This is a genomic window from Streptomyces sp. NBC_01314 (assembly GCF_041435215.1).
Lineage (GTDB): Bacteria > Actinomycetota > Actinomycetes > Streptomycetales > Streptomycetaceae > Streptomyces.
In genome coordinates this window covers 313,559-329,902 of the sequence record NZ_CP108394.1, presented here as the reverse complement: position 1 = coordinate 329,902, position 16,344 = coordinate 313,559, and the positions used below count along the sequence as shown (strand labels likewise).

Sequence of the window (16,344 nt, the reverse complement as noted above, 5' to 3'; positions counted from 1 at the left end):
GTGTACTCGACGTGGAGGGGCTGGAGGCGTCCGAGATCGGGGAATGCGCGGCCGATGCAGGCCTGGTCCTGCACTGTCTCGCGCCCAGGCGGCCTCGGTGTAGGAGGTGTTCATGGAGATCACCCATGACTCCGTCGAATACCACGTGGGTTCGGCCCCCGACGCGCCGCTCACCGCCCAGGGAGGAACGAGCCGATGAGCGCCGACACGCTGATCCGGACGTCGGGTTCGAGGGTCACCTTGCCGCACGTCGTCCGACCTGCGTTTCCACAGGACCTCAGGTCTGCTGCGTGGAACCGGGGCGGACCATGCCGGTCTCATAGGCGATCACCACGAGTTGGGCGCGGTCCCGAGCGCCGAGTTTGGCCATCGCCCGGTTCAGGTGGGTCTTCACCGTCACCGGGGTGACGAAGAGTTGCTCGGCGATGTCCTGGTTGGACAGGCCCGTCGCCACAAGAGTCATCACTTCGCGCTCCCGCGGCGTCAGGGCAGCCACACGATCCGGGTCGGTGGGACCGTACGGCGCGGGTTGCGAGAGGAACCGGGAGATCAGACTTCTGGTCGCGGCGGGAGACAACAGCGCCTCCCCCTCCGCGACGAGGCGGATGGCGTCGAGTAGTTGTGCGGGTTCGACACCCTTGCCGAGAAACCCGCTCGCTCCGGCGCGTAGCGCTTCGACGACGAACTCGTCCACTTCGAACGTGGTGAGCACCAGCACCTTCACTCCGGCCAGGTCCTCGTCCTGGCCGATCAGCCGGGTGGCTTCGAGGCCGTCGACCTCGGGCATCCGGATGTCCATCAACACCACGTCCGCCTGCTGGCTGCGGGCCAGTCCGACCGCCTCTTGGCCGTTGGACGCCTCCCCGACGACCTCCATGTCCGGCTGGGCGTCGATGAGCAGCCGAAAGGTGCCACGCAGCAGTGCCTGGTCGTCCGCGAGCAGAACACGAATGGTCATCAGGAACCTTCCAGGGAAAGCGTGACGGGGAGTTCGGCGAACACGCTGAATCCGCCTTCCGGCCGGGGCCCGATGGTGACCTTGCCGCCGATCGCTGCGGCGCGTTCGCGTATGCCGATCAGACCGTGGCCCGTGCCCGCGCCGCTTGCTGTGCCGGGGCGGCCGTCGTCCGTCACGGTGATCCGCAGGCTCTCCGGCCAGTAGTCCAGCGCCACTTGAACGTGCGTTGCCGCCGCGTGTTTGTGGGCATTGGTGAGTGCTTCCTGGATGATGCGGTAGGCCGTCAGATCCGTGGTGGGCGCTATCGGTTGCCGCTCACCGCTGCGCACTACTTCCACGGGCAGGCCGCTGCTGCGGAAGGAGTCGACCAGCTCGTCGAGGTCGCTGAGGCTCGGGAGGGGGTGACGGGGTTCGGGTACGTCGTCGCCCTGGCGGAGCAGACCGACCGTGGCACGCAGTTCGTCGAGTGCCGTGCGGCTATTCTCCTTGATGTGCGCGAGTGCTTCGTACGCCTTGTCGGGATCCGTGCGCATGAGGTGTTGGGCCACCCCAGACTGGGCGTTGACCAGGGTGATGTGATGGGCGACGACGTCGTGCAGTTCGCGGGCGATGCGGACGCGCTCCTCGGTGACCCGGCGGCGGGCTTCCTCCTCCCGGGTATGTTCGGCGTCCTCGGCTCGGGCCACGACCCGTGCGAGGCGGATGCGGCGCCTGCGTACGGAGTCTCCGAGGGCGGTAGCCGCGATCGCCAGGTCGAGCCTGGCGAGAGTGTGTCCGGAGAAGGCTGGCTGCGAGGCGGCCATCGCATAGGTGGTGGTGATGGCAGCGGCCGCGGCGAGCCCCACGATCCAGGCGGCGCGGCGGTCGCTGTGGGTCGCGAAGGTGTAGAGGGCGACCAGGCTCGCCGCTGGGGCGAGCCAGTATCCCGGCGAGTTGGCCAGGTGGGCCAGGTCAATAGCGAGCGTCACGACGACGACCGCCAGGGGCCAGCGGCTGCGGAAGACCAGGGGCGCGCAGGCCAGAACCGTCCAGCCGACTCCCTCGGCGCGGGGGAATTGCCAGCCGTCCTTTCCGACCGCGTTCGCCCCCATGGCCGCTCCCACCAGCATCGCAGCCGGGAACGCGTCCCTGACCCGATCATGGCGAGTCCACCAGCTGGGCCACGTATGTGTCACTTGCACCCCTTCACCGTACGCAGCGCGGGCCGGGGCCAGTGGACCCCGGCCCGCGCTGTCGGCGGTCGGCCTCAGGCCGGGATCCCGGCCGACTGCGGCTCGCGTACCAGGTGCGGGGCCCGGTCGGCCGCCTCATCGGGCGGGCCTTCCACCGACACCCGGGGAAGGGCCCGGTCCAGCCAGCGCGGCAGCCACCAGTTCGCCCTCCCGCACAGGTGCATGAGGGCCGGTACGACGACCATCCGAATGAGCAGGGCATCGAGTGCGACGGCCAAGGCGAGGCTCAGTCCGAATTCGGCGATTATGCGCATCCCGCCGAAGACGAAGGCACCGAAGACGCAGAACATGATTGCTGCGGCGACGGCGATCACCTTGCCGGTCTCGGCCTGACCGACACGGACCGCACGCCGGTTGTCCCCTGTGCGGGCCCATTCCTCACGCATTCGGCTGACCAGGAAGACCTGGTAGTCCATGGAGAGGCCGAACATGACACCGATGATCAGGATCGGTACGAACGACTCGATCGGACCGGCCGAGCCTGCTCCCAGCAAACTGCTGCCGAAGCCGTGCTGGAAGACGAGGACGATCGAGCCGAAGGCGACGCCGATGCTGAGGATGTTGAGCAGCGCGCCGACGGCCGGGATCAGCAGACTGCGGAAGGCGATGGTCAGCAGCAGGAAGCCGAGCGCGGCAATCACCGCCAGGAACATGGGCAGCTTGCCGATCAGCACCGACGCGAAGTCGTCGTGACTGGCCGTGGTACCCCCGATGTAGACGCGCATCGAGGTGCCCTTCTCCACCGGTGGCACCACGTCGGAACGCAGATGGTCGATGAGGTCGGATGTCTTGACGGACTGCGGTGACGTGGTCGGCACCACGCTGATCACACCGACGTCCTGCCCGTCGCGCATCGGGGCCGCGGAGACGCTCGCCACTCCGTCGACCTGACGAAGCTCCTTGACCAGGTCGGCCGCGGCGGCCATGTCCGCGGCGTCGGGTGCCTGGACGGCCAGCACGAGCGGGCCGTTGAAGCCGGGGCCGAAGCCGTCGGCCATCATGTCGTACGCCTGGCGGTTCGTGGACGATGTCGGCAGGTTGCCGTCGTCGGCCGAGCCGAGGCGCAGGGACAGCGTCGGGAACGCGATGGCAGTGAGGATCACCACGGCGACGACCCCGAGCGTCTTCGGCCGGGCCTGCACGCGCGCGGCCCACCGCCCCCACAGCCCCGCGTCGTCCGCGGCGTGGTGATCGTGCCCCGCCAACTGCTTGCGCTGCTTGCGGCTGAGGACCTTGAGCCCGATGAAACCGAGCAGCGCCGGCAACAGAGTGATGGCGGACAGCACGGTCAGGACGACGGCGATGGCGGCGCCGATTGCCATACCGTTGAGGATGCCGAGGCGCAGCGTGAACATTCCGAGCAGCGCAACGACCACGGTCAGACCGGCGAAGATCACCGCGCGACCGGAGGTGTTGAGCGACTTCGCCGTCGAGTCGCCGACACTCATGCCGTCCATCAGGTTACGGCGGTGGCGGTTGACAATGAACAGCGCGTAGTCGATGCCGACGCCGAGGCCAATCAGCGCGCCCAAAGTGAGCGTGGTGTCGGGGAGAGTGACGACATGGCTGAGCAGCATCACGGACAGCGAAGCAGTGCCGACGCCGACGACAGCCGTGATAATGGGCAGCGCCGCCACCCACACGGCACGGAAGACCAGCAGCAGGATGACAAACGCTGCGACGATGCCGAGTCCCTCGGCGGCCGGGTTCGACGCGGGGGTGACCGAGAACGCCTGGCCGTTGAGCGCGATGCGGAGTGTGCCGGACTCAGGTGCGGTGGCGAGCTTTTCCACCTTCCTGGCCTGCGTGTCACCGCTGCCGTCGACGAAGGAGATCCTCGCGTACGCCGTCGTACGGTCCTTGCTGATCTGCTGCTGACCAGCTGCCGTGTAGGGGCTACTCACGGACACCACACCTGGAGAGTGGGCAATCTGGTCGAGCGCGCCGGTCATGTCCTGCTTCACCGAAGTGTCGGTGACCTTGCCGCCGTGGACCTGCCAGACCACGGTGCCGTTCACGCCCGCCGAGCTGCTGGCGCCCTGTCGCAGGAGAGCGGTGGCCTTGGCCGAATCGGTGTTCTGCGCGGTCGTGCTGTTGCCGAACTTGCTACCGGCCGCGCCGAGGCCGGCAACGAGGGCGAACAGCAAGCCCACCCAGGCCAGAAGAACGACAAGCCGGTGCCTATGGCACCAGCTGGCTAGAGCGGACATCGGCGGACCTCCGGAGTTGCGCCACAGGGTCGTGCCGGCGATCTCCGGCATCTCTTCGAAGTTCCCAGTCCCGCGATCTCTCGTCATCGACCCAGCGCAGACACTTGCGCCTACTGCGATCGCAGTAGACACCGGAGGTGAGGGGTGTAACCAGCTACACCCCGGGTCCGCGAGCGTACTCCCCCTGGCGGAATCCACCGGACCGGATCAGGGAGACCACTGAGGCACTCCGTGCTGGTCTCCGCTCAGACACGGACGGCGCGAGATCGAAACGCCGTTGGAGGCGCCGGGCCAGACTCCGCGGCATTTGCCCACGCCCGTCGACGGCGTGGGGGAGGAGCAGGGGCACCGGGTGCTGGAAGCGGCGGAGAGGATCTTCGTGTCGCTGACCGGTTACACCGGCTTCGACCGCGACCTGTCCGAGGAGATCCTCACGATTGTCCTGAAGGCGGTCAGCGCCGAGCAGCAGGAGGGCTACGGACGGCAGTTGGAGGCCTTCGCCGCCGACAACCATCTCGGCGACCGGCGCACCGTTGGTTGCGGTTAGCACGACGAAGTGGTCTACGAGCTCGCGGTGTGGCCAGGCACCCGCATTCCCTGCCGCGCTCACGCGGTGGAGATCTGCGCGGCGAGGGTGCCGAGCTCGTATCGGTCCGCCAGCAGGAACTGCACCGTGTGCCCGTTGCGCGAGGACGGTGCCGTGGGCCGGCGGGCCTGGGTGTAGCGGACGCCAGCCGCTTGCTTTGCCTTGCGGGTGCGGGTCTTGGGGCCGCTCGCACCGGACTTGGTAGTGAGGATCGATTTTTTTGCTCCAGGGCCCCACTGCCCCCGCAGAGTCGATGACGCGTGGGCATGGGCGAAACGGGGCGGGACCGTCCCTGGAACCGAGTCGGTTCCGGTGTCCTTCACCTGGTGCATGACCGGTGCGGGGTACCGGACACAGGCTCGCGGCGTGCGCATCCTGCCGCAGCCCAGAACCACAGCGGCCCAGCAGACCAACGAGACGGCACGACACCGCACCTGACGCAGCGGCCCACAAGACCCGCTGCGTGACCGCCCGGGACTGGAGTCGTTACACCGTCTGGTGCCGCCTTCTTGTGACCGCTGTGACGGTGCCCGGCCGAGTGCCGCGTCAGCTCCCGACTAGATGCGGACAGGTAGGCCCTAGACGAACTGCGTCGTTCACAGCGCCCATCGTGTGGCCCCGTCCCCGAGGAGCGCCGGATGACGGGGACCGGCCAGAAAGCACACCGCCATGACCTCGTATCCGCGCCGGCGCCCGGTACGGCGCAGCGAAAACCGCCCGCGGCCCCCAGCAGCCTGACGGCCTACAGCAGATCCGCGACGCCCTGCCACCCGCCCGGGAGGCTCGCACAGTGGCGCCAGTTCCGCGTCCGGCCGGTGTCAAGATCCTCGAACGACGGAACCAGCCGAATGCGGAAGAGAGGCCCCTCAAGCGGCTTGATAAGACACAGCAGTCTCCGGGAGCGAACGAGACGAGGGACGGGGCGGTGCCCGCGTTGCCGGCAGCCGTACGCGTCCGCGTCGCGCCACCAGGCCGCTTGGGTAGGTCGCTCGGCTAGGGCTGGGCGACGCCGCGCAGGATCACGCTGACCAGGTGTTCGATGTCAGGGCGCTCAGGATGGGGCGCTCGGCCGGTGGCCGCGAGCACACTGCGCTCCCACAGTGCGCCGAACAGCAGCAGGGAGATGTCGCGGGCGCAGTCGGCTGCGAGCTCGCCTCGGGAGCACGCGCGCTCCACCGAGCGCCGCACCAGGTCTTCCCGCCGCTCGCCGACCTCGGCGCTCACCCTGGCGAAGAGGTCGGGGTGGAAGTGGGCATCAGCCATGAGCCTCGTGCCGGCGAGCCCGCGTGGCCCGTGCATCATGGTCGAGTAGTCGGCGCCCAGCCGCACAAGTTCGTCCCGCAGTGAACCGAGATCCTCGTCGACCAGCCCGGGGGTGAGCTGTTTGAAGGCGTCGACGAGCAGGGCAGTCCGGTCCGCCCAGCGCCGGTAGAGGGCTGGGCGGCCCACGCCGGCGCGCGTCGCGACGATGTCGAAGTTGAAACCGCTCCAGCCCTTTTCGGCGTAGCAGTCGATTGCGGCGCGCAGGACGTTGTCCCGCAGCTCGGGATTCTCAGGCCGTCCGATGCGCCGCTTGGCTGGGGAGGACACGGATGTCAGGCTACTCGATCGGTTCACAGCACCTGGTTCTGTCCCGGGCGTTGGCGATGGAGGGGGAGGAGAACGGCGGTTCGCAGCCGTGGTCCGGGCCTGTCGAGTCCGCGGCGGATGTGCGTGGCCGGCCCCAGGACGTACCGGCCGATGATTCGGCGGCGGCCGGAAGCCACAGTGGCGGTGTGACCCGTCCCGTTGCCTACCGGCAGCTCGGACGCCTCGTGTCGGTTGCTGTGGCGCAGGTGCTTTTGTGCAAGAGCGGCGATGTGCGTCTGCCCGTTCTCGATGTGGCCCATGCCGATGACCCCGTGATCCCGAGTCGTTCGTCCTGCAGCCCGGTGCCGGGCACGAAGGACACATCCCGGGTCCACGCCGCCCTGGAGTGCACCAGGCGGTCACCTTCCACGAAAAGGGTGAGGTCGACCGTGGCGTCGACCAGCACGCCCGGGGGTTCGTGCCGCTGCCCCGTGCTGGACGATGGCCTTCGCGTCGAGAACATCCGCGTCGCTCCGGTCACTGAGCACGGTGACCGGAGCTGTCGCTCCAACGACCGCATTCCGGAGTTCTACAGGACTGGGCGGGCGGTCGTGCGGTGAAACCCAGACACCACCCACCCACCGAGCGCGGCTGCCGAGAGCGATCTGGTGGAAGCGCCCGGGTGACCACGATGCGCGGGAGGGTGGAGTAGATCGTCAGGAGAAGCGGTCTTCGGTGGTGGCGTGGATGGCGGTTGGCATTTGTTCCGGGGGGCATCGGTTCAGCCGTGAACCGGGCGCCGGTGGTCAGCTGGACCGCTGCTCCTTCACCCGGACCGCGCGAATGCTCTCGGAGCCGACCTGCAGTCGGCTGATCTCGTCGGCCGGATCGATCGCGGGAGCACAAGCGGTCTGGACCGGCCTGTCCGGGGCACCTCGTGTCGGCCTGGCACGCGTCGCGGTGGACCGGACGTGTTCCGCTCCGCGGCCGGGTTCCGGTGGGCCGGTCCGGTGTCCCTCGGGGTGGAGCCGAAGTCCTTATTACTCGATCAGTCCGTAGCGCCGGGCTGCTTCCCTGCTGTCTGCGATGCCCAGGAAGTCGTCGTAGTCCCACAACGAACCGAACCGGTCTTTCAGGGAGACGGTGGACTTCTCTTTCGCGAGGATCTTGATCGCGGCCTCCATGCCTGCCTTGGCGGCGATGTGCGCGAGGGCGTAGTAGACGACGACGTCCGTGCCCTGCCGGGCGTGGTCGGCGGCCGACTGCCCCTGGATGTCGATCGCGAAGACCGGCACGGTGGCCTCCTTGCGCAGGTGCGCGTACGACGCCTCGTCCAACGGCTCGGGGGTGGCGATGAAAATCCCGTCAGCGCCGGCCTCCTGGTAGGCGAGGACGCGGTCGACGGCGGCGGCCGGGCCTTCGATGCCGGCCGCGTCGGTCCTCGCGATAATCATGAAGTCGTCCGAGGCGCGGGCGTCGAGTGCCGCTTTCACCTTCTCGACGGCCTTGGAGACCGGGAGCACCCGGGGCTGCATGGTGAGGTGCTTGCCGAAGTCGTGGTCCTCGATGTGTGTGCCTGCCGCTCCGGCCCGCTCCAGCACCTGGACGGCGCGGGCGACGTGCAGTGGATTGCCCCACCCGGCCTCGCCGTCGACGATGAGCGGGACTCCGACCGCCGGTGCCAGGCGGCGGACCTGGTCGGCCATGTCCTCCAGACCGAGATAACCGATGTCGGGGATCCCGTACTTCGACGCACCGGTGGCGTAGCTGCCGACGTAGGCGGCCTGGAATCCGGCTTCATGCACCAGCAGCGCGGAGATTCCGTCGTAGACCGACGGGACGATCAGCGGTTCGTTCGCGGCGATCGCTTCCCTGAGCGACGTCATGGTCATCCTTCTTCCCAGGCCGCGCGCAGCGCCGGCCGGTCGATCGGAACGCCGCCGATGATCACTTGCGAGATCCGGCGGGTGTGGGCGATGTCATCGAGCGGGTCGGCGTCGAGAACGAGCATGTCGGCGCGCTTGCCGGGTGTGATGCTGCCGCGGTCGGCCAGCCCCAGGAGTTGGGCGGGCAGCAGCGTGGCGGCCCGGATCGCCGCCGGTGCGGGCATCCCGGCCCGCACCATCGCTTCCAGCTCCAGGTGCTCGGCGAAGCCGAGGAACTGGGAGCCGACGCCGCTGTCGGCCGACAGCAGGACCCGGACGCCGCTCTCGACGAGCCGGCACAGTCCGCTCTCGAGGACCTCGTAGGCCTTCTGCCAGTCGGTGTCCACCGATGCGGCGAAGGCTTCCACCTGGGCGCGTACGGCGGCCCGGTGGGCAGGCGGCACGGTCTCGGCCAGCGCGGGGTCGTCCAGCCACGCGGTGTCGCCGAAGAAGCCCTTCTGGATGCTCATGGACGTGAACACGAAGACGTCGTGTTCCACAAGGAGGTCGATGAGTTCCTGGTCCGGTCCGGGCTCGCGGACCATGTGGGCGATCCCGTCCGCTCCGGCCCGTACGACGGCCTTGGCGTCGTCGAGCTCGAAGATGTGGGCGATTGCCCGCAGCCCTTGTGCGTGCGCCTCGGCGATGATCGCCGCGGAGATTTCCGGTCCGAACTTCGCCTTCTGCCCCCACCGGTCGTCCACCCAGAACTTGATCACGTCGGGTTTCCGCTCCGCGGCGGCGAGTTCCCGCACCGTGCGACGGGCCTGCTCGGGGCCGGTGACCTCGTGCAGCACATCGGTGGCGAAGAACGGTCCGGCGTTGGCCGAGCCCGCGGTCGGTGCGACCAGCCCGCTACCGGCGCTGAGCAGCAGTGCCAGCTCGGGATCGGTCAGGTCACCGGACCGTTGGGCGTCCCGGACGGCCAGTTCGATGCCGTCCCGGTCGGTGCCGAGGGACTGGAATACGCTGACCCCGTAGTAGGTGAGCCGGCGCAGGTGGTCCAGGACATTCTCGCGCGAGTAGTTGCGCGGGTGGGTCTCGCCGTCCTTGAGATACCCGATGTGCCCGTGCGGGTTGACGATCGTCGGCATGACCGTCTTGCCGCTCAGGTCGACCCGGGTCGCGCCTTCGGGGACCGGTACGTCGGCGGCCGGTCCCGCAGCGTCGATGATCCCGTCGCGTACGGCGATCACCGCGTCGTCCAGCGGCGCGCTGCCGTCGCCGGTGATCAGTCGGCAGCCGGTGTAATACGTGGTGGGCATCTCACTGCTCCGGAATGATGCGGAAGGAATCGCCGTGATGCTGGATGCGGCCGGCACTCGGGGTGCCGAAGTGCGTCCCGATCACGAGCGTGGAGGTGTCGGCGAACCGCTCCAGGAACGCCCGCCGGGTCTTGGCCGACGCCTTCTGGTCGCTGTCCAGGCTGGCCGACCAGTCGGGGCGCCCGACCTGGCAGGGGGCGTGCATCAGGTCCCCGGTGATCACCGCGCTCTCGCCCTGGGACTCGATGAGCACCGCGACGTGACCGGGCGTGTGGCCCGAGGTGTCGATCAGTGACACCTCGGAAGTGATGTGCCCGCCCGCTTCGGTGAACGTGATCAGACCGGCGTCGGCGATGGGCCGCACGGAGTCCTCGTACACCGCGACGCCGTCGACCATGTCGTGCGCCCACTCCGTGTACCCGTCACCGGATCCGGCACCGCCGCTGCGCGCCTCCGCGTACGCCTTCCAGTGGTCGAACTCGTGCCTGACGAAGAAGTACTCGGCGTTCGGGAAGGTCGGCACCCACGCGCCGTCGACCAGTCGCGTGTTCCAGCCGACGTGGTCCACGTGCAGGTGCGTACAGACGACCCCGTCGACTTCGGTCGGGGACCAGACCTTCTCGAACCGCTCCAGGAAGTCGGTGTCGAGCATGTCGAACATCTCCATGGCGCGCTTCTTGCCGTTGCCGATGCCGGTGTCGATCACCAGCTTCTTCTCCGGCGTCTCGACCAGAAGGGCGTGGACGCTCATGTTGATCTGGCCGTCCTTGACGTAGACGGGCCGCAGCCAGTCGATCTCCTCGATCTCCGCGCGGGTCGAACCGGGCAGAGCGTCGCCCAACCATTCCAGCGGCATCCAGTGGGCGACCTCGTCGACCTTCGTGACGGTGACGTCACCGATGTTCCATCGCTCCGTTGCCATGGATCTCTCGCTTCTGCTTGATCTCGTAGGGAGCCCGGGTGCGACCCCATTTGAGTTTCGGACGAAGAGTGTACGTAAGTCAATGCTGGTGAGCGTCTTTCTTTGCGGGCTGGTGACTCCCGGGTCTGGTCGGTGCGCAGGGATGTGCCGGGGGAGCGGTGCCCCGGCCCTCGACGGGGTAACGGAGGGGATCGGGCGATGCGCGGGGCCGGTCGACGGACGGACCACGCCGGACGCTGCCCCGCTCCAGGCCGCGGGGGAGGCCTGATGCAGCCCCGCCCAGCCTCAACCGCCCAGCCGGGTACGGCCCGCTCGACGTACTGCTCGGTGCGGGCAGCGTCGAGGTGTGGCGTTCGTCAACCCCGACGGGTCGTCCGTGCTCATCGCGCACAACTCCGGGAAGAGCCAGAAGACCTTCCGTGTACAGCGCGGAGACCGCTGGTTCCCGTACCGGCTGAACCCCGGGGCGGCCGCGACGTTCACCTGGAAGGGTGCCCAGCACGGCAGCACCGCCCCGGGCGCGCTGGACTCGGTCGACCTGACCTTCGACACCCCCGGCGGCACGCGTCCCGTGGTCAGCTACAGCCCGGATCTGTCGGCGTTCGAGGACCGGGTGCGCGTCGGTGACCGGTAGTACGGGCAGACCGTGCCGACCGGTGGATCGGTCGAGCTCACCACGGAGCAGCAGGCTCTGCCGCGCGATGACTGGAAGGTCAGCGGGATCGCCAGCGCGGACGGGAGTCCGCCGTCCCACGCGATCGACGCCCACCCCGTTACCCGGTGGAGCACCGGTCGGGCCATGCGGTCAAGGCGACTGGCTCGACATCGACCTCGGTTCGGCCCAGACCGTGGACCAGGTCGTCATGGACTCCGGAACCAGCCTGGGCGACCAGACGCACGGCTACCAGATCTTCGCTCCGACGACGGGAAGAACTGGGCGATCCGGTCGCCTCGGGAGCCGGAAAGGACCAGAGGACGACAGCGATCTTCCCGGAGACCCAAGCCCGTTACATCCGGTTGGTCAACGCGGGTGCAGCGCAGAACTGGTGGTCGCTGTATGACGTCGACGTGTTCACTCCGGTTGGCCCTGCGGACGAGCAGCCGGGCAGCGGCGACCTGAGCCAGGTGCAGCGCAGGACCGCCACGCTCTCCGACGGCACGCAGTTGACCGCCCTCTACAACACCGGAACGTCAGCGGCGACGTTCAAGGGGCAGTGGGGCACCACGCCGTACGTCTACCGCCTCCCGCCCACGGCGGTGGAGATCTTCACCGAACGCTCCGGGGGCCGACCCGGCCGACCTTGACGGAGCGCGCCTCTGATCAGCGACCCTCTCGCGGGGTGTCGGGGTGGTGCACATCGTGCAACTCCTTGCGGGCGGGCATCATCAGACGCGGAGGTGAATGGCGTCAGACCGCTGTATGGAGGCGGTCGCCGTCAGATGTGACGTCAGCGGTCAGTCGCAGGTCGCGGCTGGAGCGTCCGACGTGCAGTCGGTAGCGGCCGGGCGGGGTATGCCAGGCTCGCATGCCGGGATCCCAGATCTGGAAGGCTCGGGCGGGCACCCGGACCTGGGCGGTGGCTCGTGCGCCGGCCGCCGCCTGGACAGTGGTGAAGCCGGCGAGCTGGCGTACGGGACGTTCGGGGCCGTCCTGCGGCGGCTCCAGGTAGACCTGGACGACCTCGCGGCCCGGCCGGGGGCCGGTGTTGGTCAGTTCCACGGTCAGCTGGAGTCCGTCTCCGCCTGTGTGGCCGGTCAGGTGGCCGGCGGAGACGGACGACTTGGGGGTGGTGACGGACTCGTACGTCCACTCAGTCCAGCCGAGGCCGTGTCCGAACGGGAAGGCGGGCACGAGGCCCTGCCGGTCCCAGGCTCGGTGGCCGATATGGAGGCCTTCGGAGTAGGCGACGATGCCGTCGTGCGGCTGGGCGTCGGGGACCGGGACGTCCTCCGTCCGGGCGGGGAGCGTCCAGGGCAGGCGGCCCGCCGGTTCGGTCCGGCCCAGCAGGACGTCGGCCAGCGCATGTCCGGCCTCCTGGCCCGGCAGCCACGCCCACAGCAGTGCGGGTACCTCGTCGGCCCAGGGCAGCAGTACGGGTGCGCCAGCGTTGACGACCACTACAGTACGGGGATTGGCGGCGAGCACTTTGCGCACCAATTCGTCCTGAAGTCCGGGCAGTTCGAGCCCGGTGCGGTCCCAGCCCTCCGACTCGGTCTCCTCGTTGGTGCCCACCACGACCACGGCCACATCGGCCGCCCCGGCCGCGGCGGCGGCTTCGGTGATCTCCTCGTACGGCGTCGGTCCGGGCAAGGCGTGGCGCAGCTGGGCGGTGACGAAACGGTTGTAGCCGCCGGGCTCGACGACGGTGAGGTCGATGGCGAGGGTGATCCTGCGGGCCTCGGCCCCTACCTCCACGTCGATGCCCTGCAGCGTCGGGTGGTGATGGCTGGACTCGAGAACCAGCTCCACGCCCCGGTCGTCGTCGCCGGCCCACCGCTGCTCACCGTCCACCGTCACGCGGAAGCGTCCCGCGCAGCCGAACTCCAGGCGGTGCACGCCGGTTTCGGACAACGTCAGCACGGTGTGCAGCACGACCCGGTGTGTCGTCGGCCCGAAGTCGTCGTAGATCGTCCAGTCGCCGCTCTCGCGAACCTCACCGCCGATCCGGTTGCCGTCGGCGTCCAGGTGGTCGGCCCGCATTCCCGCCGCGCCGGTGTCGGGATCGGTGAGCAGCACGCCGGACACGAAAGGCGGGCGGCAGCGCGAGTCGCCGCCGCGATGCACGGTCAGGCGTACGTGGTCGGGCAGTTGGGCGCGCAGCCCCTCCTCGAAGGACACCGTGTGCGCCGCCGGGACGAACGCGCTGCCGCCTCCTTGGAGATACGGCGTGACCGCGTTCGGGCCGATCAGCGCGATGCTGCCGATGCCGTCCGGTTGGAGGGGCAGCACGTCCGCCGTGTGCCGCAGCAGCACGGTGGCGCGGGCGGCGGCCTCACGCAGCAGGGCGAACTCCCTGGGCGCGGGGGGCGAGAGATGGGAGCTCTCCGAGGACGCCGGTGCAGGCTCTTGTCCCGGGAGGCCGAGGCGGCCGGTATTCCGTGCCAGGCGCAGGAGCCGCAACACCTTGTCGTCGATGATCCGCTCGTCCAGCTTGCCGGCGCGTACGGCCGCCACGAGGTTTTCTCCCCATGGGCCATCAGGTCCCGGCATCACCAGGTCGAGGCCGCCGGCCGCCGAGGCCACAGTGGAGCCGGTGGCGGCCCAGTCGCTGACCACGGGTCCGGCGAAACCCCACTCACCCTTGAGGACACCCCGCAGCAGCCCGGCGTGCTCGGTCATCGGCGCTGAGTCCACTCCGTCGTCGACCCCCGAGTAGGCGGCCATCACGCTCCACGGCCCGGCCGCGGCGAGGACGTGCTCGAACGGGGCCAGGTAGACCTCGCGCAGCGTGCGCTCATCCAGCCGGGAGCGGTAGCGGGTGCGGTCGGTCTCCGAGTCATTGGCCACGAAGTGCTTGAGACACGCGCCCACGCCGCGGGCCTGTAGACCGCGGACCATGCCGGCGGCCAGAGTGCCGGTGAGCAGCGGGTCCTCGGAAAAGTACTCGAAGTGCCGCCCGGCGACCGGAGTGCGCTGCAGGTTCACCGACGGCGCCAGCAGTACGTCGACACCCTTGCGGCGTGCTTCCGTGGCGAACAGCTCTCCCAGCCGCTCGGCGAGCTCCGCGTCCCACGTCGCCGCCAGAGCGCTGGGGGCCGGGGCCAGCAGCCCGGTGGCGTCCGGGTCCGCTCCGGTCCCGCGCACTCCCTGCGGGCCGTCGGACATCGTCACCGAAAGCAGGCCCAGCTGCGGCTCGGCCGGCAGCGTCCACAGGCTGTCCCCGGTCAGCAGTTGTGCCTTGGAATCGAGGTCCAGAGCACGGACGCGGCGACGCAGCTCGGCGTCGTCAGGCAGGGAAACGGAAGTCATGCGGGTCCTTCCAGGCCACTCACCGCGGCATGAATCGGGTTGATCGATGACCTCTCAGGGTCGTGACGAAGGCAACGAACTGCGTTGACACGCGGCACAGCCAAACCGGACGCTGCAGGGCGGCTTCGCCGGGTCGGGGGTCACCGACTGTGGGCTGATGCGCAGTGGGATTGAAGGTAGCTGTCTGCAAAATGGGCGTCAACCGGTTCACACAACTATCTGCTGTGCCGTCGGACGGGGCGCCGATTGACCGCGTCGATCCGAGCAGCAGATCCGATGTCGAGCCTATGGCCTGAAAATTCGCGGACTGCGGCGCGTCGTGACGTTCATACCGAGTCCCGGTCAGGAACGTAGACCGGTCCATTTTCGCGACCATCGCGCGCCGCCTCGTGCAGCCGGTCCGTCTGACATGAACGAGGCGGTGTCCTGGGGCCCTCGCCATGAGGAGGGCAGCCTGCCGTCAGGACTGAGCGGCCAAGGAAGGGCGGGCAATGCACCGGACTTCGGCCATGTTCCGGGTGGTCGGCGCTCAGTTCCCCGTGCGGCTCTCGGGCAGGTTACGGCTGCGTGCGGCCTGCGACGAGGCTCTGACTCGAAGCTCCGGATGGATCTGGTAGTGGCGTGCGGTCGTTCGCTTGCCGGAGATCCGCTCCATCAGCAGCTCGATCGCCATCGCGCCCATCTTCTCGCCGAACTGCGAGACGGTGGAAAGCGACACCAGTGGGTGGCCGGCGACGTGGATGTCGTCATACCCCACCACGGAGATGTCCCTGGTGGTGAGTCTCAGATCCGCGAGCGCACGCAGCACGCCGATCGCCAGGTTGTCGTGCCCGGCGAAGATGGCAGTGATCGAGGGATCACGGCTCAGCAGTTCGCGCGCTACTGCGTAAGCGTCGTCCTGTGCGTCAGTGCAGTATTCGACGATCGAGTCCAGGCCGGCGTCGGCGGTCATCTGCTCGTACGTCAGCAGGCGGAGCGAGTGTGGGGCGCACGGCCGGGCCTCCGGCCGCATCCGCATCGTGAGGTGCGCGATCCGCTCATGCCCGAGAGTGCGCAGATGATCGAGGGCCAACGTCGTACCTGCGACATCGTCACTGGTGACTGTGTCGTAGTTGACGGAGTCGTCGTGCCGTCCGATGAGGACGATCGGGAGCTCGAGGGCGAGGGTCTCGAGCCAGTCCGGCGTGACCTCGGGCGAGATCGCTATGAGGCCGTCGACCTGGCGGTCGGCCAGATTCTCCAGGACCGGCGCACCGCTGAGCTCGCCGATCCCTGGGGCGATCATGAGTTGGTAGCTTGAACCGGCCAACTGCGCGGCCGAACCCTGCATGATCTGGGTCAGGAAGTCGTTGCCGAGGTTGGGGATTTCCAGGCCGATGCTGAAGCTCGACCCCCTCATGGCTCTGGCCGCGATACGGGGCCGGTACCCCAACTCCTGGATCGCGACTTCCACGCGCGTCCGCATGGCATCGCTGACCCCGTACGCGTTGCGGATCACTTTGGACACCGCGCCCTTGGACACTCCTGCAGCCCGGGCCACGTCGTCCATCGAGGGGCGCCGACCCGCACCAGCGGACGTATCCGATCCCACAGTTGCCCTCCTTCTTGAAACCATCCGCGAGGCTACCACCGCGCATCCGGCTCGTGGCCCGATCTTGTAGACCGGTCTCCGCTGAATCCGATCGCACTCGCTTGCGTGATGCCGCT

General features: G+C 68.8%; 13 protein-coding genes. 3 read left to right on the top strand and 10 right to left on the bottom strand.

Annotation, left to right across the window (positions count from 1 at the left end):
- Positions 1 to 277: 277 nt before the first annotated feature.
- The 3 genes from OG622_RS01395 to OG622_RS01385 all read right to left on the bottom strand — a co-directional run bounded on the left by OG622_RS01395 (position 278) and on the right by OG622_RS01385 (position 4,451).
- Entirely contained in the window at positions 278 to 958 is a 681-nt protein-coding gene (locus tag OG622_RS01395) for a response regulator (RefSeq protein ID WP_371572514.1), read from the bottom strand.
- Positions 958 to 2,049 (bottom strand): sensor histidine kinase, encoded by a 1,092-nt coding sequence (locus OG622_RS01390; protein WP_371572512.1) that lies wholly within the window; start codon positions 2,047 to 2,049, stop codon positions 958 to 960. Before OG622_RS01390 ends, OG622_RS01395 begins: the two co-directional genes overlap by 1 nt.
- Before the next feature lie 155 nt (positions 2,050 to 2,204).
- Positions 2,205 to 4,451, bottom strand: coding sequence for an efflux RND transporter permease subunit (locus tag OG622_RS01385; protein WP_371572510.1), 2,247 nt, complete (start codon positions 4,449 to 4,451; stop codon positions 2,205 to 2,207).
- Between the two features lie 256 nt (positions 4,452 to 4,707).
- Between OG622_RS01385 and OG622_RS01380 the strand changes: the two genes are divergently transcribed.
- On the top strand, positions 4,708 to 4,947 hold the full coding sequence (locus OG622_RS01380) for a hypothetical protein (protein WP_371572507.1): 240 nt from the start codon (positions 4,708 to 4,710) through the stop codon (positions 4,945 to 4,947).
- 59 nt (positions 4,948 to 5,006) lie between these two features.
- Here the strand turns inward: OG622_RS01380 and OG622_RS01375 are convergent, their stop codons facing one another.
- The 5 genes from OG622_RS01375 to OG622_RS01355 form a co-directional block, all read right to left on the bottom strand.
- Positions 5,007 to 5,318 carry a hypothetical protein gene (locus tag OG622_RS01375; RefSeq protein WP_371572505.1) on the bottom strand — a complete coding sequence of 104 codons (312 nt, stop codon included), beginning with the start codon at positions 5,316 to 5,318 and terminating at the stop codon, positions 5,007 to 5,009.
- 661 nt (positions 5,319 to 5,979) lie between these two features.
- On the bottom strand, positions 5,980 to 6,576 hold the full coding sequence (locus OG622_RS01370; protein WP_371572504.1) for a TetR/AcrR family transcriptional regulator: 597 nt from the start codon (positions 6,574 to 6,576) through the stop codon (positions 5,980 to 5,982).
- A 1,019-nt stretch (positions 6,577 to 7,595) separates the two neighbouring features.
- Positions 7,596 to 8,441, bottom strand: coding sequence for an oxaloacetate decarboxylase (locus tag OG622_RS01365; RefSeq protein ID WP_371572502.1), 846 nt, complete (start codon positions 8,439 to 8,441; stop codon positions 7,596 to 7,598).
- 2 nt (positions 8,442 to 8,443) lie between these two features.
- Complete coding sequence (locus OG622_RS01360) at positions 8,444 to 9,745, bottom strand: amidohydrolase family protein (RefSeq protein WP_371572501.1); 1,302 nt, start codon at positions 9,743 to 9,745, stop codon at positions 8,444 to 8,446.
- Between the two features lies 1 nt (position 9,746).
- Positions 9,747 to 10,667: an MBL fold metallo-hydrolase gene (locus OG622_RS01355; protein WP_371572500.1), complete on the bottom strand. Its 921-nt coding sequence runs from the start codon at positions 10,665 to 10,667 to the stop codon at positions 9,747 to 9,749.
- 346 nt (positions 10,668 to 11,013) lie between these two features.
- On the opposite strand from OG622_RS01355, the gene OG622_RS01350 reads away from it, so the two are divergent.
- Both OG622_RS01350 and OG622_RS01345 read left to right on the top strand, forming a co-directional pair.
- Entirely contained in the window at positions 11,014 to 11,301 is a 288-nt protein-coding gene (locus OG622_RS01350; protein ID WP_371572498.1) for a glycoside hydrolase family 30 beta sandwich domain-containing protein, read from the top strand.
- A 434-nt stretch (positions 11,302 to 11,735) separates the two neighbouring features.
- Positions 11,736 to 11,972, top strand: a complete 237-nt coding sequence (locus OG622_RS01345; RefSeq protein WP_371572496.1) for a hypothetical protein — start codon at positions 11,736 to 11,738, stop codon at positions 11,970 to 11,972.
- Positions 11,973 to 12,075: 103 nt separating this feature from the next.
- Here the strand turns inward: OG622_RS01345 and OG622_RS01340 are convergent, their stop codons facing one another.
- Together OG622_RS01340 and OG622_RS01335 are read right to left on the bottom strand one after the other, a co-directional pair.
- On the bottom strand, positions 12,076 to 14,637 hold the full coding sequence (locus OG622_RS01340) for a beta-glucosidase (RefSeq protein WP_371572495.1): 2,562 nt from the start codon (positions 14,635 to 14,637) through the stop codon (positions 12,076 to 12,078).
- A 529-nt stretch (positions 14,638 to 15,166) separates the two neighbouring features.
- Positions 15,167 to 16,186, bottom strand: a complete 1,020-nt coding sequence (locus tag OG622_RS01335; RefSeq protein WP_371583976.1) for a LacI family DNA-binding transcriptional regulator — start codon at positions 16,184 to 16,186, stop codon at positions 15,167 to 15,169.
- Positions 16,187 to 16,344: the final 158 nt, after the last annotated feature.

Bases quoted from the DNA above. Each gene is read 5' to 3' on its own strand.
- OG622_RS01390 (WP_371572512.1), bottom strand. From the start codon at position 2,049: ATGGGGGCGAACGCGGTCGGAAAGGACGGCTGGCAATTCCCCCGCGCC.
- OG622_RS01355 (WP_371572500.1), bottom strand. From the start codon at position 10,667: ATGGCAACGGAGCGATGGAACATCGGTGACGTCACCGTCACGAAGGTC.
- OG622_RS01375 (WP_371572505.1), bottom strand. From the start codon at position 5,318: ATGCACCAGGTGAAGGACACCGGAACCGACTCGGTTCCAGGGACGGTC.
- OG622_RS01385 (WP_371572510.1), bottom strand. From the start codon at position 4,451: ATGCCGGAGATCGCCGGCACGACCCTGTGGCGCAACTCCGGAGGTCCG.
- OG622_RS01340 (WP_371572495.1), bottom strand. From the start codon at position 14,637: ATGACTTCCGTTTCCCTGCCTGACGACGCCGAGCTGCGTCGCCGCGTC.
- OG622_RS01365 (WP_371572502.1), bottom strand. From the start codon at position 8,441: ATGACGTCGCTCAGGGAAGCGATCGCCGCGAACGAACCGCTGATCGTC.
- OG622_RS01360 (WP_371572501.1), bottom strand. From the start codon at position 9,745: ATGCCCACCACGTATTACACCGGCTGCCGACTGATCACCGGCGACGGC.
- OG622_RS01335 (WP_371583976.1), bottom strand. From the start codon at position 16,186: ATGGACGACGTGGCCCGGGCTGCAGGAGTGTCCAAGGGCGCGGTGTCC.
- OG622_RS01395 (WP_371572514.1), bottom strand. From the start codon at position 958: ATGACCATTCGTGTTCTGCTCGCGGACGACCAGGCACTGCTGCGTGGC.